Consider the following 21,424-nt stretch of genomic DNA (forward strand, 5'->3'; position numbering starts at 1 on the left):
GATGAAGTTCAGCTCCGGCAGGCGGGCAAGGACAGGCTTGCCGTCGCGCAGCTCGTACTTCGTTTTGATGCTGCTGCCGACGACCTGTTCGGGGGGGATGCCGTAGACTTTCTCGGTCCAGGGCCGCATGAACTCGATACCGCCGCCCGACACGATGAAGGTCTTGAAGCCGTTTGCGCGAAGATAGGCCAGCAGTTCGAGCATCGGCTGATACACCATCTCCGTGTAAAGCTTTCCCGTCTTGGGGTGCTTGGCGGATGCGATCCACTCCGTTACGATTTGTTCGAACTCCTCGGTGGTCATGCCCGCATGCGTGGCCATGACAATCTCGAGAATGGCCTTTTCGCCGCCCGCGAGTGCGCCCTTCAGATCGCCCTTGAGCAACGAGGCGAAAGGCTCCTTGCCCTGCCACTCCGGGTGCTCGGGTGCAAGGGCCTTCACGCGATCCAGAGCGAATGCCAGCTGAAAATACATCGGCTGCTCCGCCCAGAGGGTGCCGTCGTTGTCGAAGGTCGCGATGCGCTCGGGTACCGGAACGAAGTCAGGCGAACCCGAGCTGGTCACCTTTTCCACGAAGGCCAGGATGGCCTGCTTGGATTGGCCGTCGTTCCAGGATGGCAGCGGATCCGGGGCCTGGGCGATGGCCAAACTGCCCCAGAAAAACCCCAAGGCGAAGACCAGAACACAGAATTTTACGAATTTCATTTTCATCGCGTCAGTTCTCCTTGATGATTGAAAGGCAACCGGCGTTCGGCACGGGCGGCCAGCCAAAGTCGGCGCAGCACCTTTCTTGACTGACCGTCGGGTACCGAAGTCTTCTGCCTGCCTGATTCACCTTTTACCGGGCTCACTTTCCGGCCGGCTCCACCGATACCGCCAGAGCTTCGGTGTAGGTGATCATCACTGTATCTCCCACCTTCACCCCTTCCAGGTTCTTTGGATCCCGAACCTTCACCGCTGTGCTTTTTCCTTCCGGGCCTTTCAGCGTCACGTATTGCTTGTTCTCGTCGATCGCCTCGATCGTCGCGGTCACCGTAACTTGCTGAGCCGCCGCGCCGGCGGGCTTTTCACCCGGTTTGGCGGTGGCAACCACCTGCTGGGCGGCTGCACCCGGATCGGTTCCGGGCATGAGGATTTGCGCTGCAATCGACTCGTAGTAGGTCATGATCACCTGATCGCCCACTTTCACCTGGGGCAGGTTCTTGACTTCTTCACCTGCCCGAAATTCCATCAGCTTGCCTTCCGGGCCCTTGAGGGTGACCATACGGGTCGCCAGGTCGACGGATTCCACCGTGGCCGTCACCTCTTTTATGTTCTCCTCCAACACCTTGGGCTCGCCAGCGGCCACTGCGCTGGGCACCAACTCCGGCATCTTGTGCCCGGGATACAGCCAACCGGCCGCAAAAGCGGCCAAAATGAAAACGGCGAGCGAAAAATATGGATTTTTCATGGCGATACTCCTTTCATCCTAATTTGGGGTTTAGCGGCAAGTTGGAACGAACATCCAAAAAAGTGGGAGAAAGGGATGCGAGACCGAACATCGATGCAGTTCCATTCCCAACCAGCCGCGCCCAGTTTTCTTTGGGGAGCTCAAATCAGTGTTTAGGCATAAACACTTTATAAGGCTTTAAAATAAAGCCGTCCATTGGACTTTGGTCCAATGGAGAAATGCAGCAACCGCGGAAACTCACCTTCGAAGGGATTAAACCTTTTCTATAAGCGGAAATTACCTGGGCGAAGACAAAATCGAGGAATTGCAGGGAGGCAGTCTCAGCGTTGCAGACATGTTGACCAGCTCGGCCAGGGAATCGGCTTGCATTTTTTCCATCACCCGTGCCCGATGGACTTTTACCGTCTTTTCCACGATCCCCAACTCGAAGGCGATCTGCTTGTTCAGCAGCCCCTTGACGACAAGCTGAAAAACATCCTGTTCACGAGGTGTTAGCGAGGCAAATCTTCGCTCCAGCTCCCGGCATTTTTGCGCTTCCGCGGATTGTTGACGACTCCGCTCGACCGCTTTGCGAATGATCGCGATCAGGGCCTGGCTGTCGAAAGGCTTTTGCAGAAAATCCATCGCCCCGAGTTTCATGGCTTGAACGCTGGTGGGCACGGTGCCGTGGGCGGTGAGAAAAACGATCGGCAGGCGAAACCCCCGCCGTTGAAGCTCGGCTTGCAATTCCAGCCCGCTCAGACCGGGCATGTTGACATCCAGCAGCATGCAGCCGACAGTGGGGGCTGGTTTCGTGTCGGCGAAAAACTCCTGCGCATTGCTGAAGATCCGTCTCGTGAAGCCGTGGACCCTTAACAGTCTGTTGAGCGCGCGCTGGATGGAAGGGTCGTCGTCCACGATAATGACTTCAGCGGCGATTTCATCCGCCATGATTGGGTCCTCCCGGCGCGTGCCGCTCTTTTTCGGCCGCCCCGGCCGGCAGGCACAATCGAAATTCTGCGCCTTTACCCGGGGTGGAAGCGTAGCTTAAAGCACCGCCGTGGGCCTCGGCAATCGAGCGGCAGATGGATAGCCCCAGACCCAGTCCCTGCGGTTTGGTGGTGAAAAAGGCCTCAAAAAGCCTCTCGGCGGTCTCGGGTTCGATTCCTGGACCGTTGTCCGCAACGCTCAGACTGACGGTTCGCCCTTCGGCTTCCGCGGCCGTTCGGACCGTTACGATCCGGGGCGGGGACAGGTTTTGACTCACCGCCTCCACCGCGTTGAGAAGAAGGTTGAGGACCACCTGCTGAAGTTGCACGCTGTCCCCGTCCACCGCAGGTAGATCTGCTTGGAGCCTCAGCTGGACGGCCACCCCCTTGGAGGCCGCATCGGCCTGCATCACCTCTACGGCGTCGGTCGCCACCTGGTTGAGACCGATTCGGGTAGGCGCCGGGGGGGTGTTCTTAACCAGGTGGCGAACGCCGACGATCACCTCCTGCGCCCGCTTGTTGTCCGCCACGATATCCCCGAGCGCAGCCCTCACCTCCGTCAGGTCGGGGTGGGTTTCCGCCAAAAGCGTCTGGGCCACCTCGGCATTCACCCGGATCGCCGCCAGCGGCTGGTTGATCTCATGGGCCAGGCTCTGGCCAAGCTGCCCCACCGTCGAGACGCGGGACATATGGGTCAGTTGCTGATGGAGCCGGGATGCCTGCGCGTCCGCCTGCTTGCGTTTGATCAGGGCGTTGACCAAAACGGCGATCAGCAAGGTCTGCAGGCAAATGAATGCGAAGGCCCCGATCACCCACCAGCGATAGATTTCCCAGGGGGAGGTTTCCCTGAAGCGCACGATGCTTCCCGGCGGCAGCAGGCTCTCGTCGATGCCCCAGCGTTTCAATTCGCGCCAGTCCAACATGGCCGGGTTGTGGCTGATCACCTCGGGAGCGATCGCGGCGACGCTCGTTCCGGAAAGCACCCGTTGGGCGATCTCCCCGCTTTTTCTCCCCAGGGCTTCAAGTTGCGTCATGCGACCGCCGACGCTTCCGTAGCCCAGGGCCGTGTCGATGAGGTTGAAGAGCGGCGCGTTGGCGGCTTGTGAGACCAGTTGCTGGGTAGCCGCCGAGGAAAATATCCGTCCGGTACCGTCTCTGCTCAGGCTGAGGTAAAAAATAGCCGTTGCCTCCGGCAGCCCGGAAACCCGTGTGAGCAGGGCGTCCATGGGCAGACCGGCCAGGTCGATCAATTCCAGTTTTCCCCGGTAATTCTTGAAGGCATCATGGAAAGTCGACAGCAGGAATCTGTCCACCAGCCCGGTACCGGCGATGACGGCAATCCGTTTCAGCCCGGGCCGAAGCACGCGCGCGAGTTCGATGGTGCCGGCGATATCACAGGTTACCGCAGTGCCGGTAGTGTCGCTGCGGTGCTCCAAGCCCTTTTCTCCGACCGCCACGCCTTTGCAGTAGACAATGGGTGTTCCGGAAAAGAGGCTGTCCCGGTGGCGCTTGATGAAATCGAGGCTGGAGTTCGCTACCGGTATGAGCAGATCGAATTTCATGCCGGCATATTTTTCTCGCAAAAACCCCACCAGCGACCGCTCTTTTTCTGCTCCGGGAAAAAGATACAGGTCGAGGCATTCACCCAAAAGCGTGACTTGCAAGGGGCCACCCTTGTCAAAGACGGATTTTATCGCCTCGAAGATCGTCTGGTAGGCCGGGGCGGACCAGGCATCTTCGGGGAAGACAACCAGAACTTTTTTGGCATCCGCAGCGTGACTGATACGGGCATGGAGCATCCAACTTAAGACGGCCAATAGACAGGCAAAGGCGAGGCCTGTGAGCACGCCGCGCTTGGTTTGAAGGCGCATGCCGGAAACCCTTTCTAGTTTTCCTTCTTTCCCCTGATGAACTCCTTCAACGCCAGCGCATTTCGGTCTTCGGGGTGATGCGCGATCATCTGGTCGGCGACCCTTTCGGCAGCCGCAATATCCCCCCGCTTGAGGTAGTGCCGGGCGAGGGCCTGGAGATAGTCCAGGTTGTTGGACTCCAGCGCGACGGCGCGGCTCAGGGCCGCTTCGGCCTGCTGGCCTTTGCCCAGGTAATCGTAGAGAAGTCCGAGGTTGAAGTGCACCCGGGGGCCATCGGGAATGCCGCGGGCGGCGGTCGCCAAATGGGTTTCGGCCTCAAGATATTTCTTCTCCTCGGCCAGCAGCAGCCCCAGTGAATACTGCACGTCATAGAGTTCCGGAAAGGCCGTGACGACCTCGCGCAGCAGGGTTTCGGCGTCGCCGTTGCGGCCCATTTGGGCATAGAGCATCGCCAGGTTGACCTTGGCCGGATAGGACTGGTCGTCGATTTGGATGGCCGCCTTAAAGTTTTCGACGGCTCGCTGCGGCTGGCCGAGGGTGGCGTAGAGGTTTCCGAGGTTGAAACGGCCGAAGGCGAAATCCCCCGAGTACGCCATGGCGGCGACATACTCCTGGAGGGTTTTCTCGTACACGCGGCGCTGGTCATCGGCCAGCAACTCGCTCGGTCCCGCCAATCGGGCGGCGGCCTCTACGCGCACGGCCTTGACCGGGTCATAGAGCAGGGGCGCGATCAGGCGCACGCGGCGGTGGGGCTCGGCGGCCGGCAAATGGGCCGCGGCCGTTCGGCGGATCAGGGCCTCGTCATCCATCAGCGCCCGCTCCAGGGCTGCGGCGACGTCTTTGCCGGGATAGGCGGCCAGCAGCTCCAACGCCGTCGCGCGCGCGATAACCGGGTAGAGCGGGTCTCCGGCCAGTCGGATCAGGCCGGCTGCTGCGCCCGGCTGCCGGTCGCGGCCGGCCTGGATGACCTCGCCGTAGTGGGCGCTGCGCCCTGGTCCGTACCACTTGGTGATGGTGTCGTCGGCCCAGCGGCTGGTTTTGTCGATGTGACAGCGGATGCAGGCATCCGGCACGCCGAACTTGACGCTGAGATCCGGGCGGGGGACCCGAATGCTGTGATCCAGCCGGTAGTGGATCCCCATGTAGAAGCGCCCGGGCATGTGGCACTGGACGCACTCGGCCCCGCTGCCAACCTCGAAGAGCACCCGGCCGTCGGCGGCGGTGATGGGGTCTCCCTTTTCACCGGTCTTCTTGTGGAAATGGTGCTGGTAAGTGTCGTAGTCGCTCGCCCGATGGCACTGCAGGCACAGGCCGTTGCCCTCCTTCACGCGCTTGATGCTGTGGACGTTGTGACAGTCGCTGCAGCGCACGTCTCGCGCGTACATCTTGCTCTGGGTGAAGGAGCCGTAGACATAGACCTCTTCCAGGATCTGGCCGTCTGAAAAATAGAGATCTTCGGTGAGCAGGCTCGGCAGCATCACGTCCAGCAGGTCGGGCTCGATGTGGGTGTAATCCCCCAGGATCGCCCGGCGGGAGTGGCACGGGGCGCAGAGTTCAACGGCCTCACGGGACTTCAGCTGGGAGGTGCGCACCGGGAGATCGTAATTTTCCACCGGCGGCCGGGCCAGCTCAGGAAGCTCGGCCCACTTCACATGCCGCGACCCGGGGCCGTGGCAGGCCTCGCAGCCGACGTTGATGTCGGACCAGGTTGTCTGGTAGGTGGCGGTTCGGACGTTGTAGTTCTTTTTGAGGTTGGTGGAGTGGCACGCCGCGCACATCCCGTTCCAGTTCTGGGCCGCGTTGGTCCAGTAGAGCCAGTCCTCTGGATTCAGCGCCTGGTCGGGGTAGAGATGATACCAGCGCCCGGCTTCCACATCCCAGGCGATGGGCAGGCACTGCATCCGGCCGCCGGGAAATGGGATCAGGTACTGCTGGAGGGGGGTCCAACCGAAGGTGTGGGTGACCTCGAAATCCCCCATCCGCCCTTCCGGGCCCTGGGTGTGAACGAAGAATTTGCCATCCTGGCGATAGAAGCGCGATGCGACACCGGCGTGTTCGAAGGTGGCGTCGTTGAAATCGCCGCGCACGCTGGCCTCGGTGGCGACCTCCATGGCGTGATAGTGGTTGGAGTCTTTCCACAATTCGTATTCAGGTTGATGACAGACGCGGCATCGCTCGCTGCCCACAAACGCGGCGTCAGCGCCCGGCTTTGGGAGATCCGGGTCCAACCGGCGCAAATGGTGCTGCACGACGGCGATCGGTACCGCCAGGACGATAAGCGCGGTTGCGATGATGCCTGTGAGTTTCCAGCGAAACATGGCCGATGACGTCACGATCTTGCCTTGGGGGGGTATACCGGCTGCCCGGAATCGAAGCCGCTGCGCTTGAACCTGCGCCCGGTGTCGACCTTGACGATGTTGTTCTCAACGGTCACCGTGAAGGTGTCCAGCGGGCGCGCGGCCGGTGAGCTGATCACGCTGCCGGTGATGTCGAAGGCCGATGCGTGACACGGGCACAGAAACTTCTTCTCCTTTTCAACCCACGGCACGGTGCACCCCAGATGGGTGCACTTGCAGGAAAGCGCCAGCAACCCCCCGTCCTCCAGTCGCACCAGGTAGAAGGCCCCGTTTTGAAACGCGGTGACGGTTCCGGGCGCGAAGGTTGCCAGCGCTCCCGCTGTAACGACGGCGTCGGCCTGGCTTTCGGTCCTGCCGGGTTTGGCCGGCCGCAGAAAGGAGACGGCCAGCCACAGGAATTCGGCCAGCGCCGCCAGGCCCAAAACCGCCCACAGACCGTTGAGAAAGCCGCGGCGGGTAACCGCCGCCGGCATCTCCTGGGACTTTCGGGCTCCGGGTGTCCGGGTCTTGGATGGCTTCATTCGAAATTTTTCCCTCCCCGCTGGTCAAAAGGGCCAGCGCAGCTTCATGCCCTGCCCCCTGAAAAACACGCAGGTGACGGTCAACAGCACCCACCCCACCGCCAGAAAAACAAAAACGGCCTGGACCGCCTCCAGGCGCGTGGCCTGAAACTTCTTCACCATCACAGCGTAAAGCCCGGCGAGGGCTGCAGCCAGGAGAACCGTCGGCAGCAGCCCGAGACTGACGGCCGGGTGCAGATTGGGCAGCATGGTCGAAGTATCAAGCGCGTATTCATCCAAAGCGACAACCAGCAGGGTGGCCAACGCAGCCGCCGCAGCGGCGATAAGCGCGGTGCGCCGGCCGGTGGCCGATGCAAACCAGACACCGGCCGGGGCCTCGGCGTAATCAAGGTAGGGCAGACAAAAGAGACCGAACACCAGGGCAGCGGTGATCAACAGTGCAAAACTCGGGTGGAAGTGCACCAGCAGTTCCTGAATGCCCGCAAAATACCAGGGGGCCTTGGTCGGGTTGGGGCTGAGGCCGGGGTTGGCCGGCTGTCCCATGGGGGCATCGAAGATGAGCGACAGAACCAGCACGCCGGCGATGACCGCCAGGGCCATGGCCGCCTCCCGCAGCAGGAGGTCCGGCTGGGTCGGGACCATGGCCGGCTTTTCCTCCGGCTCCTCGGCCGGGGCGCGGGGGATCACCAGCCCGCCGGCCTTGCGCACCCGCCAGAAGTGAAACGCCATCAGCATGACGATCAGGGCGGGAAAAACGGCGGTGTGCAGGGCGAAGAAATTGCGCAGGGTGGCCGGGCCGATCTGGGGGCCGCCGAGTACGACCTGCTGCAGCCGGCTGCCCACCAGCGGGATGTATTCCAGCACGCCGACGCAGATGGTGGTGGCCCAATAGGCCAGCTGGTCCCAGGGGAGGAGGTAGCCGGTGAGGTTGGATAGCAGCAGGAGAATGAAAAGGCTCAGTCCAACCACCCAGTTCAGCCGGCGGGGGGGGTGAAAGCCGCCGCTGAAAAAAACCCGCAGGCCGTGCAGGCAGACCACGACGACCAGCAGGTTGGCGCTCCAGAAATGCATGTTGCGCACCAGCCGCCCGAACAGGAAGCCCTCCTGAAGGCGCACCAGCGACTCGTAAGCCTGGGTGGGGAGCGGCCCGTAGGCGAATTTCAGCAGGGTCCCGCTGAACAACTGGAGCAGCACCAGAACGGCCGCCATGCCGCCCAGACCCCAGGTCAGGGTGAAACGCAGGGTCCTTTCCGGAACCCTGCGCGGCCTGAAATGCAAGACCAGGGTGCCCAACGGGTTGAGAGTCTTATAGCGCTTTTCCGTTGCAGGGGGCACCCGTTTCATTTGCCTCTGACAAATACCACTTCGAAGTCTTCCTGCAGCCCGGCGTGGTGATAGATTCCCTGGAGCCGGTCGCTTTTCGGGTCATGGACCAGGGTGTAGGTCGATCCGGGGTAGCCGGGGGCACGCAGCTCGATAAAAACGGCGACCGCCGCACCCAGGCGGGTCGCTTCCGCTCGGGACACCGTGATCGGCTTTGGATTGTAATAGGCAGCTTGCATCCGTCCGCCTACATCCACTCCCCTGATTTCGATGACGTAGCCGCCGTCGGGTCGGACCCATCGACCTTTCAGCACCGCGAACTCAGGCGCTTGCTGGGCAAAGGACAGGCTGCCCAGAAAAAACCCGCAGGCCAGTATGCACGCAAGCGGGAACGCCGTCCAAAATGTCTGCACACGCATGATCACCTCCCTCAAGTTTGCACGTGGAGTTTAGCATACTGCCTCGGCTGATCAATAAAAAAGCACGCATAGACTTTCCGTATTGCAAATGAGGGTAGAAAAAGGTATTCATGGACCGCGGTTAGCCAAAAACCCTTAGACCGACCGCTTCACGATCTTGCCGGCAGCAAATACAAGCTTGACAAGCCCCCCACTATTTAGCAACCAAAAACAAAGCAATCGCTTCAAGGAAGGAGGTGTTGATGAAATTCAGAGTCGGTTTTTGCAGTTTGGTTTTTGCCCTGGTGGTGATCCTCGGCGGCTCCCCGGCATCGGCGCTGGACCCCATCCCCCAGCAGCCCGGTTTCAGCGGCTACATTCAGCCGGGGGTGGGGTATATGAGCATCGAGAGCAACACGGTGGCCAAGATCCTAAGCTTCGACTTGTCCGATCAACGCATCGACAGCCTGGATGACGAACCGGACTCCGAGTCGACCGCCCTCTTCACGGTCCCCTTCAAGCTCGCGTACACCTTCGCCAACAGCCGCACCGAGGTGTTTCTGGGCACCGAGGTGGGGGACCTGCTCTCCTTCGACACCGCCCAGCAGCTGGCCGTGAAGCAGGACATCGGCTCCCTCGGCGTGTTCCAGGCCGGTCTGCTGTTCAGCGGAAACGTCAAGGTCTGGCGGGACCCCTACCTGACGGGTCGCAACCGGGACGACACCGGCCGCCAAAACATCGGGGGCCAGCTAGTGTGGGACAAGTTTTTGGGATCCAACCTGGAACTGGAGTACGTCTACCGGAAGGTGGACATCACCAACGAGAGCAGCGGCAATTCCATCGCCGAGCTGACCAACGCCGAACGGAACCGCCTGGACCGCAACGGCGCCGTGCACCGGGCATCGATCGGCTACCTCTTCGAGTTCGGCGACCATCACAAGTTGAGACCTCAAATCGGTATGAACTATGACGACCGGGACGGCGAGGCCATGGCGAACACCGGCTACAACCTGCAGCTGACCTATATCTATGCCCTGGATCCGGTCAGCCTGGTGCTCAACGGCTACTTCGGTCAGGCCGACTACGACAAGCGCAACCCGGTCTTCGGCAAATCCCGCGATGACGACCTCTACGGCGCCTCTGCCGCGGTCTATTACACCAACCCCTGGGGCTGGTCACTTCTTGGCAGCCAACCGGCGCGTTTCTTCGTGACCGGCGCCTACGGGGCGGCCGACTCCAACATCGATTTCTACAACCAGCAGATCGCACTCGGCTTGGTCGGTATGGCATTCCAGTGGAAATGACCCCCTGAGACCCTCAGGGCCGCTTTCGGTTGCGATCCTATTGCCGCCTGTGCCGGGCTAGACCATGATGGTTACCCGGCACAGGTGCGCCAGCACTTTCCCCGCCATGTGCCCGCCTGCTCGTTCCCCCGACAGAAAATAGCGCCCCGGTCGGTAAATGCGGCCTTCGTTCAAGAACCGGTATTAAGAGCGGTTGATTCCGGCCAAAACGCCCGCGCCCACTCGGCGGTTTGCTCCGGTGCGGAAAAGGTGGCCATGTCGCCCAGCATCACCTCGAAGCCGGAGAAATCGCTGCGCACCCAGGGGGCGTAGTTGCCGCGAACGCTGAGGACTGCCCGCAGCTCCAGGTCCGCCGACCCGTCTTCCAGCAGCAGCAGCCCGAGGTTGTAGCCGTTGCGGCCGAGGCTGCGGTAGAATTTCTGGCCGCACAGAATGCCCGCGGCCAGGTCCCGCCAGTGCGAATCGGTGGTGCCGCACAGGGTGGTGACCGCGGGCAGGATCCCCCAGATTTCAAAAAAGCCTTCGGGGGCAAAAGCGGCCAGCCAGTGCCAGGCGCCGGTGGCGCCGATCAGCCGCCGGCCATCCTGTTTTTCCAGTTCGAGGTAGTCGCTGAAGAGCGGCCTGCCGAACCGCCGGCGGTATGCGGCCGTCCGGGCCTGCAAAAACCGTTGGTGGTTGGCCGGCAAGCGGTCGGCCTGGACCTGCAAATGGGGGTGCAGGAGCGATCCGCCGGCCGACGGCAGGTGGTTCTGGGTGATGGCCATGTAGACGGCCGCCGGGTCATGGGCCAGGACCCGCAAGAGGTAGTCCCGGCAGTTCAGCAGGCTGTCCACGTAGGATTGCAGGCGGGCCGTGCCGATCTCGACGAAGTGCGCGTCGTCGAAGAGGCTCACCGCCGAATAGCGGCCGTAGGGAAAGAGGTTGGGGAAAAGGGTGGAGGTCCCGCGGGTCATGCGCCCCTCGGGGCAGAGGGCGGGCGCCAGCTGCGGGGTGTCTCTGGCCAGCCGGGCGCGGCAGAAAGGGCAAGACTCGCGCTCGGCGGCAAACGGCGGCGGTGCCGGCAGGGTCGCCGTTCCCGGCTCGTTTTCCTCGGCGCGGCTGTAGGTGATCCTGCAGGTCCGGCCGGTGATCGGGCTGGTGCGGATCTCGATGGGGCGATCAGCTGCTTCCCCGGTGGGCAGGATGATGCGGGCGTGAAATGTCTCCTGTTTAAACGCCAGCATGGACGTTTTCCTTTGAGGCGGATTCGCCGAAGCCGCTGCGCAGCAACGAGTCCCGGCTGACCATGCCCTTGAAGCGCCCGTCGTCGTCGACCACCGGCAGGCGCTTGAGCGCCTTTTCGACCATCAGTCCGATGGCCTCTTCGATCAGCATCTCTTCACGCACCGTGACCAGATCGGTGGTCATGACCGCGGCGGCCCTGGTCTCCAGCAGACAGCGCTGCAGGTCGCCGCGGCAGGCGTCCTGCTGGAAGGGGTGTTTGACCTTGGCCAGCAGATGCCAGATCCCCTCCTGTTCGGGCTTGAAGAAGCGCAGCAGATCACCGTCGGAGATGAGCCCCAGCAGTTTGCCCCGGTCATCGACCACGACAACCCGCTGGATGTCGTTGTGATCGATGACTCGGATGACTTCATCCAGCGGGGTGTCGGGGGAGACGGTCTGAGTATCCCGGCGCAGGATGTCCCCCACGCGTTTCAACCGGGCGACCTCGATTTTTTGGGCGTGAAAGGCGTTCCAGTCGGGGGCCTCGCGCATCACCGTGCGGAAGATGTCGATCCGCGACAGCATCCCCGCCAGACGGCCGGTGCGATCCACCACCGGCAGCCGCTTGACGCCTTTGTCCAGCATCCGTTCCACGGCCTCCGCCAGTGGTCGGTCATCGACAATGGTGACGGCCGGGGCCGTCATGATCGCGGCGGCCTGCCGGGAGGCCAGCGACGCCAGGGCCAAATCGCGGCGCTTCTCGTCGGATGCCGCCAGCAAACCCAGGCGCAGGGGCAGGCCGCCGCGAGTGATCAGGTCCCCCTGTGTGATCACGCCGATGGGCCGATTTTGCGCGTCGACCACCGGCAACCCGGTGAAGATCGAGGAGAGCAGGACCCGCACCACCTCGTTCAGGGCGGCGCTGGCCGCGACCCTTTGGGGGTCAGGCGTCATCACATCGCGTACCCTGAGCTGCCGGGGGAAAAAGGTGTTGGGCGCCCGGTAGCTGACGACATTCAAATCACTCAGGGCGATGATGCCCTCGCCGACCATGCCATTCAGACCGTCCAGCACCCGGTCGGCCTCCGCGGCCGGAACGACGATATAAATCCGAACCGGCTGGTTGAAGGAAAGGACCTCCACGCGGGTGGTCGCCACCTCACCGCTTTCGTAGCACCCGGCGATACCGCGGGTGACGATGCAGCGCGCCGCGATTTTGAGCTCGCGGACATGCTGGATAACGGCATCCACCAGTGGCGTTTTATGGCAGCGCGCCGCCTCGCTGGTGAAAATTTCGATGGCTTTGTAATGCAACATCACGGTCCCCTATCCCAGGCCTCCCAGCCAGATTCCCAAAAAGGTCAGCGCCAGGCCGCCCGTGTTGTTGATCAGGATATTGGTCAAAGGCTGCAGCCGCAAGCCGGCACGGGCGGCAGCGGCGGTTTCCAGACAAAAAGTCGAGAAGGTCGTCAGCGCGCCCAGGTAGCCGGTGACCAGCAGCAGCCGCATGTCCGGGGTCAGAAAGCGGACGGAATCCGCCAGGCCGAATACCAGACCGATGAAGAAACAGCCCGCGAGGTTGACGATCAGCGTCCCCCAGGGAAAACTTGTACCCCAGATCCTGGCCGCCAGCAAACCGATGCCGTAGCGGCTCGCGGCCCCCAGGCTACCGCCGCACATCACCAGCACCGGCTTTTTAAGCAGCAGCAGCGATCTGCGGAAGTCCTCCGCTATGGCGTAGAAAACATCCGCGGCCGCGGTGTTCAACGCAATCAGGAGTTCAAGCCCCTCTCCCATCGGCCCCCGATTTCCGGCAACAACGAAATGAACATGGTTTAAGCCGCCGGCGGCTTTCCCTGGGCCCCAAGTCTGATACCGGCGGAAAAGACGAAAAAACCGCCAGCGGGTCCATCATTTTAGACCCCACCGGACTTCACGCGCGGCAGGAGTCATCAGCCCGACCCGGGCGGTTTATCAGGGGGACTCCATCCCCAAAATATGTCCCGATTTCTATCATCGGACATCTTAAAAAACAACCCGCAATTCGGCTGTAATGCCTTCTGTTTGATTTTCCCCGTGAATCTCAGAGCCTCGATTCCGTTTGTTTTTACCGCGTCTTGGCAATGTCTCCAGACGGCACCACGAAAAAGCGCCTATCTTTTTTTTAAAATTAGCCGATAAAACTCAAAAAAACGGCAAATTGGATGCCTTAGTACCTGCCCGGGGATTCGTGAGCAGCTGGCGGCATGGCCCAGCATTCGCAGCGACCGGTCCCAAATCACTCGGGCAGCCCATTGGAAGGAGAGCGTGCCGATGGCGACAGCGCAAGAACTCTTGAAGCGCTTTCAGGCCTTGAAAACACTGCCCCACGTTGCCATTCGTCTGTCCCGGGTGATCTCCGAGGACACCTGCACCGTCAAGGACCTCGAGGAAATCATCCGCCTTGACCCCACGCTGGTGCTGCGGTTGCTGCGCCTGGTCAACAGCCCCTACTACGCCCTGAGCGAAAAGGCCAACAGCATCGCCAGGGCCGTGATTTTCATCGGGATGAAGAACCTGCGCAACCTGGTGGTGATCGAAGCGCTCAAGGACATTTTCAAAAAAGGGGATCGGGAGGGCGTTTTCAACCGGCATCATTTGTGGCTGCACTGTGCGGCGGTCAGCATTTGCAGCCAGATGATCTCCGAGCGCATTTTCGGTCAAATGGGTGAGGATGCGTTTTTGTGCGGCATCCTCCATGACATCGGCATGATCGTGGAAGCCCAGGTGGCACCGGATTTGTTTTTTCAGGCCTGCGGGGCTTATACACCCGAGAGCGCCCCATTAATTCAACTTGAAAATGACACCGTTGGCACCGACCACAGCAAGGTGGGTTTCCTGTTGGCCGCCGACTGGAAGCTTCCCCTGGCGGTGCGCGAGGCAATCCGCGATCACCACAAGACCTTGACGGCGGTCTCTCCGGAAAGTGTTACCGGCACCGTGCAGCTTGCCGAATACATGGTCTCAAGGATCAATTATGCGGCCCTTCCCGGAATGACCGCCACCCTTTCACCGGCCTTGATCACCCACATTCATGACAACATTGAAGAGTATAAAACGTTGGCAAGAGATTTGCCGGATGAAATGGCCAAGGCAAAAGATCTTTACGCGGTGCCGGCGGAGTAACGATGGAACCCCTGGATGACATCTTCAAAGATGCGGCCTGCCCGGAGCAAACATTCAGGCCGCTTTTGCGCCTTTTGCAGGAGCATGTCCCCAAGGGACGCTTTCAGGTGGTCTTTGGCGATGGCCAAAAGGCTCCGGTCGGGGATGGGTTGGACTTGGCCGATGACATCCGCGGGCAGGTGCTGGGCAAGCTCAAAGAAAACCAGACCCGCCTGCTCCGCCACCCCGCTTGCGCTGGACGGGAGGTTTGCGCCGCCCCGCTGGAGGCCTTGGATGCCGTCTTGTTTTTTGATCTGGGCGCGGCAGATAAGGCGGCCGATGGAACGGCGACCGATCCCGCCGCCTTGGTCAGCCTGTGCATCAAGCTGTTCCTATCCCAGCGCGCGCTTTCCATGGAACGCGCTTTTTACCGCGTCCTGAAAAATCAGTTCACCCGCAAAACCCAGGTCCAGGAAACCCGCTATCGGGAAATTCTCGAGGAAACCCAACGCGGCTATCAACTCATCCAGGAGCGCGAAAAAGAGTATTCACAGCGCCTGGAGCACGATATCTCCCGGCGCACGGCCGAGCTTCGGGATACCAACCGTCAGCTTGAAGCGGCCATCGCCAGGGCCAGCGAAATGACCCAAAAAGCCCAGGTGGCGAGTATCGCCAAAGGGGAATTCCTGGCCAACATGAGCCATGAAATCAGAACCCCCCTAAACGGCATCATCGGGTTCACCGACCTGCTGCTGGAAACCGAACTGGACAAGCATCAGCTGGATTATGTCCAAACCGTCAAGCGCAGCGGCGACGGGCTGTTGTCGCTCATCAACGATATCCTCGATTTTTCCAAAATCGAGGCTGGTAAACTGGATTTCGAAAATATCGACTTTGACCCGGAGCTTTGCGTCTATGACGTCTGCGACCTGATTCGACCCAAAGTCGACCCCGAGAGGGTCGCGCTCCTCTGCCAGGTGGGCGCCCGTCTGCCCGCGCAAGTCAAGGGCGACCCCTCCCGCTTTCGGCAGGTCCTGATCAACCTCATGGGCAATGCCGCAAAATTCACCGAAACCGGCGAAATTCTGCTCACTCTGGATCTGGAAGAGGAAAGCGAAACCCGCGTCAAGCTGCATGCCAAGGTCATCGACACCGGTATCGGCATTCCGCCGGACCGGCTGTCCGCCATCTTCTGCCCCTTTGAACAGGCCGATGGCAAAACCACCCGAACCCATGGCGGCACGGGCCTGGGGCTCTCCATTTGCAAGCAGATCGCCAATTTGATGCACGGCGACGTGTGGGCCGAAAGGGGCGCCCCGGGGGGCAGCGTCTTTCACTTCAGCGCCTGGCTGGGGAAAACCGCCGGCAGCCAGAAAAACCCGACGCTGACTGCGTCAATTGCAGGCAAAAATATTTTGATCGCCAGCGATCACCCCACCCAGGCCGCCATCCTCTCGCAGCTGCTGCAATCCTCCGGCATGCGGCTGATGGCGGTGCGAAACGTGGCGGAAGCCCGGACGGCGCTGAAAGCGGCCGCCGCGGCCGGGGACGGGTTTGATGCCTGTATCGTGGATTTTAAAAACGGGTCTGAAATCGCCGACGCCCTCAACAGCTGCCTGGGTCCTGAAAGGAGGATCCCTCTGCTGGGGACGCTGACCGCCAAAACAAACGCGGCGCACGCAATCAAAGGTGCCGGCTATGACGCGGTCCTGCCAAAACCGGTTCGCCGAAACACGCTGATCGAGGTTCTGGCCGGTTTGTTGGGCGGTGCGGCAGGCGAGACGGCCACAGGCAGTTGCCTCCGCATGGCGCCGGTTGAGGGTGGTTTGAACGCCAGCCCCCAGAAACCGCTTTCAGCCCAGGTTCTGCTGGCCGAGGACAACCCGGTGAACCAGAAACTGGCCGCCCTGATGCTCACCAAAGCCGGCCACCGGGTGACGCTCGCCCAAAACGGCCGGGAGGTGCTTGACAAATTCCTGGCGTCTTCGGACCGGATCGATTTGATCTTCATGGATGTCCAAATGCCCGAGGTGGACGGGTTGGAGGCCACCCGCAGGATCAGGGAAAGCGGTTTCGATGAAATTCCGATCGTTGCCATGACGGCCAACGCGATGAAAGGCGACCGGGAAAAATGTCTGAACGCCGGGATGAACGACTTCGTCACCAAGCCGATCAAAAAGGAGATCGTGCTGGCGATGGTGTCCAAATGGGTGTGCGTCAACTCCTAAAGTGTGAGCCGGATGCTTAAAACCACAACAGACAAAGGCGCAAAAAATATATTGGTGGTGGACAATCACCCGCTGGTCATCTCGTTTATGACCCTTTTTCTGGAGAAACTTGGGCATCGGGTGATGACGGCCGCGGATGGCATCGAGGCCCTGGATGCCCTTAAAGGCTTTGTCCCCGACGTCATTTTTGTCGACCTGGTGATGCCCAATATCGGCGGGGACAAGCTTTGCCGCATCATCCGCCAGCGGCCGGAGCTTGTGCATACGTTTCTCGTGATTCTCTCCGCCATCGCCACCGAGGAAAAAGCCCGGATTTCAACTTACGGGGCCGACTGCTGCATCGCCAAAGGCCCCTTCAAGAAAATGGGCCGGCACATCAAGAAGGTGCTCGACCAGCTGGCCTCGGGAAAAGCCCACAGCCTGAAGGGCAAGGTCATCGGTCATGAGGACCTGCACGAGCGCGCCATCACCCGGGAGCTGCTCTCCTCGCGGCGGCATTTCCAGGCGACCTTGAACCATATGCAGGAAGGCATTCTGGAGCTCAACCAGAGATTCGAGATCGTTTACGCCAACCCTGCCGGGGCCCGCTTGATGGGGGTGCCCGAAGAAACTTTGCTCTCCTCAAAGTTAAGCTCCTTTTTTGCGGGCGCGGATCGCGAGCGTGTGGAACGCCTTCTGGAAAAATCCCGTACCGACGCCCCCCAGCACGTTCCCGAAGAGTCGCCGGCGACCGTAAACCAGCGCCAGGTTTCACTGGATCTTATTTGGGTGGAGGATCAGGACAGTTCGACCATCCTGACCATCGTGCGCGACATCACCCACCGCAAACAGCTTCAGGAGCGCCTGCAGCAAGCCCAGAAAATGGAGGCCATCGGCGTTTTGGCCGGCGGCATCGCGCATCAATTCAACAATGCGCTGCAGGTCATCACCGGTGGCGTGGATTTGTTGGAAATGAATTTTGCAGGCGACAAAGCGCCCATCGCGATCATCCACACGGCTATGGATCGGATGCAGGCGTTGACGCGACAACTGCTGGCCTATGCCGGCGGAGGTAACTATCTCCCCGAGCCCGCTTGCTTCAACTCCTTAATCGAAGAAACCCTCAAGCTGATAGAGAAAACCATCCCCGCGACGGTTCTGGTCCAACTGGATCTGGCGCAGGATGTTGCGCGGGTGGAAGCCGATGCCACCCAGTTGCAGATGGCCATTGCCGCCATCGTGGCCAACGCGGTTGAGGCCATCCCGGAAACCGGTCAAATACGGATTGTGACCCGAAACGAAATCCTCGACGATCCGCTCAAATCCCATTTGCCCGATTTAATGTCGGGGCGCTACGTCAGCGTGGCCATCACCGACACTGGCAAGGGCATGGACGCGGCCACACGGCAACGGCTTTTCGAGCCCTTTTTCAGTGATAAATTCCAGGGCCGCGGACTGGGCATGGCCGCCGTTTACGGTATCGTGAAAAATCACGGCGGCGGGATAGCGGTGGAATCCCACTATGGCCGGGGCACCTGCGTCCGGGTGTATCTGCCGGCAATCGGGGATTAGGCCGGCCCGAAAAGACCCCGCTCTGTAAAACAATTGTCACCTGCCCCGCCCGTGCTTGTGTTTCTCCCTCCTTTGTACGAGCCTTGATTCAAACTCACGAAAATTGATGAACCGGAAAAAAGTCAAAATCCAGACGGTTTCGAAAAAAGCTCCAAGTTACGGCGCGCAAGTCTCAGCGGCGTGAGGCGCACTTCTGTGCGCCGCAGCGAATTCGAGATGCGGCGCAACGCAGAAATTGGATTTTTTGCGGAACCGTCAAAATTCGGGAGAAACCACATGCACCCAATGCCTTTACACCCGCTCGGCACCCGGGCGAACATTCTGCTTTCCAGTGTTTTCGGGCCCTATGCCCAGGACGACGCCTTCGGCAGCCGCAAGATCAACCCCATGGAACTCTACCAGAACCAGGTCACCCGATTTCAGGGGCCTTTCTCGCTGCGGATGTTTCACCGCTCTTTCGGGTTGATGATGATCCAGGAGAATATCGACGCCCCCTGCACCCTGCTGGACTTTCCGTCCCTGGAGCGTTTTGAGGAGGAACTCCGGAAATGCGCCTACGACATCGTGGGCATCAGCGGGATCATCCCCAACCTGGGCAAGGTTCAGAAAATGTGCGCCCTGGTGCGCAAGGTATTGCCCCGGGCGACCGTGGTGGTGGGGGGGCACATCGCCAACACGCCCGCCATCGAAGCCCTGATCGATGCCGACCAAATCGTCAAAGGGGAAGGAATCCGCTGGTTCCGGTCCTTCTTGGGGCAGGATCCGAATGCCCCCGTCCGCCATATCGAAGCCTACTCGGGCTACGGGTCGCGGGTGATGGGGCACACCCTGCACGACAAGCCCGGCGACACCGCGGCGATCGTGATCCCATCGGTGGGATGTCCTCTGGGGTGCAATTTCTGTTCGACCTCCGCCCTGTTCGGCGGCAAGGGCAAGTCCATTAACTTCTATGAAACCGGTGACGAACTCTTTGAGGTGATGCGCCGCCTGGAGCGGAAACTCGACGTTCAATCCTTTTTCATCATGGATGAAAATTTCCTCTACCACCGCAAGCGCGCCCTGCGACTGCTGGAACTGATGCAAACCCACGCGAAAAGCTGGGCGCTGTATGTGTTCAGTTCCGCCCGGGTGTTGAAATCCTACACCATCGCGCAGCTGGTGGGGCTGGGGATCGCCTGGGTCTGGATGGGGCTTGAGGGCGAAGAGAGCCGTTACCAGAAACTGGCCGGCGTCGACACCCGTGAGCTGGTCAGCACGCTGCAATCCCACGGCATTCGGGTGCTGGGCTCTTCCATCATCGGCCTGGAAAACCACACCCCCGATAACATGGACGCCGTCATCGCGCACGCCATCGCCCATGACGCGGTCTTTCACCAGTTCATGCTCTACACCCCCAACCCGGGGACACCCCTCTACGAAGCCCACAAAAAAGCCGGCACCCTGCACGACCTGTCGGTCTTTCCCTACGCCGACGCCCACGGGCAGTACCGGTTCAACTACCGCCACAAACACATCCCTGACGGTCAGGAAGAAGCCTTTCTGGCCGAGGCTTTCCAGCGGGATTTCAAAACCAACGGCCCCAGCCTGTTCCGCCTGATCCGGACCCTGCTCACAGGCTGGCAGCGCTACAAGACCCACCCCGACAAGCGCATCCGCGCGCGTTTCGCCCGCGAGGCGGCCCCCTTGAAGACAACCTACGCCGGCGCCCTTTGGGCCATGGCGCACTGGTACCGCACAGATGGCCCCCTGCCGGCCCGCATCAACCGGGTTTTGAGGGAAATCTACGCCGAGTTCGGAATCGGAACCAGACTGGCCGCGGCGGTGATCGGCAGCTACCTGAGTTTCACGTTGAAACGCGAAAACCGGCGCCTGGAAAACGGCTGGACCTACGAGACGCCGTCATTTTACGAAAAAAATCGGGCGGCCCGAGCGCTCGCCAAAGCGAAGGGCGCAAGTATCCGGCAATTTTCGCAGAGCGCTGCTCTGAAAGGTCTGGCGGTCACGCGAACCGTTTCGGGTGCGTCTTTGCGGCCTTAAGGCGGATAAAAAATTCACTTGAATAAAGGATCCACCCCTAAAACAGCCTTCTTTGTTCAAAACGTCGTTCTCGGACTTCTTGGTACTTGACATATTTACGAATCATCTCGGAATCCAAACCGACTGTATCTACACAATAACCTTCGGCCCAAAAATGGTTTCCCCAATATGGACGTTTTTTCAATTCTTTGAACTTGTTGAACACCCGGATCGCTGAACGGCCTTTTACCATTCCGCAATAATCCGATACCGAAACCTTGGGAGGAATCATCACCAGCACATGCACATGGTCCGGTTGAATATTCATTTCCGCAATCTCTATTTGCTTTTGCTGGGAAAACGCCCTAATGCAATTGCCCACTTCGTGCCCAACGTTTCCCGTCAATATCCGATGACGATATTTGGGAACCCAAACAATATGGTATTGGCAGTGCCAAATTGTGTGTGATAGTTTTCTGAATCGGCTCATTGCTATCTCCTTTAGCTGATGCTGTGGGGACAACTCAGCATCGAGGTAGCAGTGAGCCGTTCAAATGGCAAAGCCTTTGAACTCTGACCATGCCCAAAGGGCATGGTTTTCTACAGCTAAATAAAAAGCGGCTCGCGGGTATTGTGAAGTGAAATGACCAGCGGGTGGTATCCCCACTGGCCGTTGTAGGAAATTTCCATACTCTGTTTGCACTCACCAATAGTGGCGCTGATGGTGCCATCCACGTTGATGGTGGCTTCACCTCGGAACACTTCGGACTGCTTTCCCCAGATGTTGCTTTGCACCGTGTTTTTAATATCCATAAATTCGCAGATGTCATCCCCTTTGAAGCGTCTCAGAAAATCGCCTGCCGTGGTGGGATCGGGATGATTTCAGCACCCAAAGCGTTAAGCCAGGCCGTGTCGTTTCGTAGCAGTTCGATATCTTGCAAGCAGCTTCCGCCGGCCAGATAACTGCAGGCCATGTTCAGGATGCGATCCGATTCGTGATACGGCAGATGCCTTTTGAGAAGGTCAATGCGCGTGTTGATCTCCTCGATCAGGCCACTGCGCGCGGCCAGCTGATGAATGGTGCCGATTC

The 21,424-nt window shown here is 60.2% G+C and carries 19 protein-coding genes; 5 read left to right on the forward strand and 14 right to left on the reverse strand.

Annotation, left to right across the window (positions count from 1 at the left end; translation table 11 throughout):
* The 8 genes from LJE63_04045 to LJE63_04080 form a co-directional block, all read right to left on the reverse strand.
* The coding region (locus LJE63_04045) for a haloacid dehalogenase-like hydrolase (protein ID MCG6905774.1) at positions 1-711 on the reverse strand (711 nt) is incomplete at its 3' end.
* 136 nt (positions 712-847) lie between these two features.
* Positions 848-1,450 (reverse strand): hypothetical protein, encoded by a 603-nt coding sequence (locus LJE63_04050; protein MCG6905775.1) that lies wholly within the window; start codon positions 1,448-1,450, stop codon positions 848-850.
* Positions 1,451-1,726: 276 nt separating this feature from the next.
* Complete coding sequence (locus LJE63_04055) at positions 1,727-2,380, reverse strand: response regulator (GenBank protein MCG6905776.1); 654 nt, start codon at positions 2,378-2,380, stop codon at positions 1,727-1,729.
* Entirely contained in the window at positions 2,370-4,289 is a 1,920-nt protein-coding gene (locus tag LJE63_04060; GenBank protein MCG6905777.1) for a hypothetical protein, read from the reverse strand. The genes LJE63_04055 and LJE63_04060 overlap by 11 nt, the downstream gene beginning before the upstream one ends.
* A gap of 14 nt (positions 4,290-4,303) precedes the next feature.
* Positions 4,304-6,622: a tetratricopeptide repeat protein gene (locus tag LJE63_04065; protein MCG6905778.1), complete on the reverse strand. Its 2,319-nt coding sequence runs from the start codon at positions 6,620-6,622 to the stop codon at positions 4,304-4,306.
* The gene (locus LJE63_04070; GenBank protein MCG6905779.1) at positions 6,619-7,167 is read right to left on the reverse strand and encodes a Rieske 2Fe-2S domain-containing protein; all 549 of its coding nucleotides are present in this window, start codon (positions 7,165-7,167) and stop codon (positions 6,619-6,621) included. Before LJE63_04070 ends, LJE63_04065 begins: the two co-directional genes overlap by 4 nt.
* A 24-nt stretch (positions 7,168-7,191) precedes the next feature.
* Complete coding sequence (locus LJE63_04075) at positions 7,192-8,502, reverse strand: cytochrome b N-terminal domain-containing protein (protein ID MCG6905780.1); 1,311 nt, start codon at positions 8,500-8,502, stop codon at positions 7,192-7,194.
* A gap of 5 nt (positions 8,503-8,507) precedes the next feature.
* Positions 8,508-8,909, reverse strand: coding sequence for a hypothetical protein (locus tag LJE63_04080; GenBank protein ID MCG6905781.1), 402 nt, complete (start codon positions 8,907-8,909; stop codon positions 8,508-8,510).
* 242 nt (positions 8,910-9,151) lie between these two features.
* Between LJE63_04080 and LJE63_04085 the strand changes: the two genes are divergently transcribed.
* Positions 9,152-10,192 carry a DUF2860 domain-containing protein gene (locus LJE63_04085; GenBank protein ID MCG6905782.1) on the forward strand — a complete coding sequence of 347 codons (1,041 nt, stop codon included), beginning with the start codon at positions 9,152-9,154 and terminating at the stop codon, positions 10,190-10,192.
* A gap of 170 nt (positions 10,193-10,362) precedes the next feature.
* Here LJE63_04085 and LJE63_04090 read toward each other — a convergent pair whose 3' ends face one another.
* Genes LJE63_04090 through crcB form a run of 3 tightly spaced genes read right to left on the reverse strand, consistent with a single transcriptional unit; the run spans position 10,363 to position 13,192 of the window.
* On the reverse strand, positions 10,363-11,415 hold the full coding sequence (locus LJE63_04090; protein MCG6905783.1) for a galactose-1-phosphate uridylyltransferase: 1,053 nt from the start codon (positions 11,413-11,415) through the stop codon (positions 10,363-10,365).
* Positions 11,402-12,712: a DUF190 domain-containing protein gene (locus LJE63_04095; GenBank protein ID MCG6905784.1), complete on the reverse strand. Its 1,311-nt coding sequence runs from the start codon at positions 12,710-12,712 to the stop codon at positions 11,402-11,404. The genes LJE63_04090 and LJE63_04095 overlap by 14 nt, the downstream gene beginning before the upstream one ends.
* Before the next feature lie 9 nt (positions 12,713-12,721).
* Positions 12,722-13,192, reverse strand: coding sequence for a fluoride efflux transporter CrcB (gene crcB / locus LJE63_04100; GenBank protein ID MCG6905785.1), 471 nt, complete (start codon positions 13,190-13,192; stop codon positions 12,722-12,724).
* 516 nt (positions 13,193-13,708) lie between these two features.
* Between crcB and LJE63_04105 the strand changes: the two genes are divergently transcribed.
* The 4 genes from LJE63_04105 (at position 13,709) to LJE63_04120 (ending at position 20,355) form a co-directional block, all read left to right on the forward strand.
* A complete protein-coding gene (locus tag LJE63_04105; GenBank protein ID MCG6905786.1) occupies positions 13,709-14,560 on the forward strand; it encodes an HDOD domain-containing protein in 852 nt (283 codons plus the stop codon).
* Positions 14,561-14,562: 2 nt separating this feature from the next.
* Positions 14,563-16,767 (forward strand): response regulator, encoded by a 2,205-nt coding sequence (locus LJE63_04110; protein ID MCG6905787.1) that lies wholly within the window; start codon positions 14,563-14,565, stop codon positions 16,765-16,767.
* Between the two features lie 12 nt (positions 16,768-16,779).
* Positions 16,780-18,318, forward strand: coding sequence for a response regulator (locus LJE63_04115; protein MCG6905788.1), 1,539 nt, complete (start codon positions 16,780-16,782; stop codon positions 18,316-18,318).
* A gap of 276 nt (positions 18,319-18,594) precedes the next feature.
* Positions 18,595-20,355: a cobalamin-dependent protein gene (locus LJE63_04120; protein MCG6905789.1), complete on the forward strand. Its 1,761-nt coding sequence runs from the start codon at positions 18,595-18,597 to the stop codon at positions 20,353-20,355.
* 37 nt (positions 20,356-20,392) lie between these two features.
* Here LJE63_04120 and tnpA read toward each other — a convergent pair whose 3' ends face one another.
* The 3 genes from tnpA to LJE63_04135 all read right to left on the reverse strand — a co-directional run.
* Positions 20,393-20,824, reverse strand: coding sequence for an IS200/IS605 family transposase (gene tnpA / locus LJE63_04125; protein MCG6905790.1), 432 nt, complete (start codon positions 20,822-20,824; stop codon positions 20,393-20,395).
* Between the two features lie 116 nt (positions 20,825-20,940).
* The gene (locus tag LJE63_04130) at positions 20,941-21,147 is read right to left on the reverse strand and encodes a hypothetical protein (GenBank protein MCG6905791.1); all 207 of its coding nucleotides are present in this window, start codon (positions 21,145-21,147) and stop codon (positions 20,941-20,943) included.
* A gap of 32 nt (positions 21,148-21,179) precedes the next feature.
* A partial coding sequence (locus tag LJE63_04135) for an IS1380 family transposase (GenBank protein MCG6905792.1) occupies positions 21,180-21,424 on the reverse strand: 245 nt, incomplete at its 5' end.

The sequence above is a fragment of the Desulfobacteraceae bacterium genome, assembly GCA_022340425.1.
In the GTDB taxonomy this organism is placed as follows: Bacteria; Desulfobacterota; Desulfobacteria; order Desulfobacterales; family JAABRJ01; genus JAABRJ01.

Coding starts and splice junctions, on each gene's coding strand:
- LJE63_04050 (MCG6905775.1), bottom strand. CDS start 1,450: ATGAAAAATCCATATTTTTCGCTCGCCGTTTTCATTTTGGCCGCTTTT.
- LJE63_04055 (MCG6905776.1), bottom strand. CDS start 2,380: ATGGCGGATGAAATCGCCGCTGAAGTCATTATCGTGGACGACGACCCT.
- LJE63_04060 (MCG6905777.1), bottom strand. CDS start 4,289: ATGCGCCTTCAAACCAAGCGCGGCGTGCTCACAGGCCTCGCCTTTGCC.
- LJE63_04070 (MCG6905779.1), bottom strand. CDS start 7,167: ATGAAGCCATCCAAGACCCGGACACCCGGAGCCCGAAAGTCCCAGGAG.
- LJE63_04080 (MCG6905781.1), bottom strand. CDS start 8,909: ATGCGTGTGCAGACATTTTGGACGGCGTTCCCGCTTGCGTGCATACTG.
- LJE63_04085 (MCG6905782.1), top strand. CDS start 9,152: ATGAAATTCAGAGTCGGTTTTTGCAGTTTGGTTTTTGCCCTGGTGGTG.
- LJE63_04090 (MCG6905783.1), bottom strand. CDS start 11,415: ATGCTGGCGTTTAAACAGGAGACATTTCACGCCCGCATCATCCTGCCC.
- LJE63_04095 (MCG6905784.1), bottom strand. CDS start 12,712: ATGTTGCATTACAAAGCCATCGAAATTTTCACCAGCGAGGCGGCGCGC.
- crcB (MCG6905785.1), bottom strand. CDS start 13,192: ATGGGAGAGGGGCTTGAACTCCTGATTGCGTTGAACACCGCGGCCGCG.
- LJE63_04105 (MCG6905786.1), top strand. CDS start 13,709: ATGGCGACAGCGCAAGAACTCTTGAAGCGCTTTCAGGCCTTGAAAACA.
- LJE63_04110 (MCG6905787.1), top strand. CDS start 14,563: ATGGAACCCCTGGATGACATCTTCAAAGATGCGGCCTGCCCGGAGCAA.
- LJE63_04115 (MCG6905788.1), top strand. CDS start 16,780: ATGCTTAAAACCACAACAGACAAAGGCGCAAAAAATATATTGGTGGTG.
- LJE63_04120 (MCG6905789.1), top strand. CDS start 18,595: ATGCACCCAATGCCTTTACACCCGCTCGGCACCCGGGCGAACATTCTG.
- tnpA (MCG6905790.1), bottom strand. CDS start 20,824: ATGAGCCGATTCAGAAAACTATCACACACAATTTGGCACTGCCAATAC.
- LJE63_04130 (MCG6905791.1), bottom strand. CDS start 21,147: ATGGATATTAAAAACACGGTGCAAAGCAACATCTGGGGAAAGCAGTCC.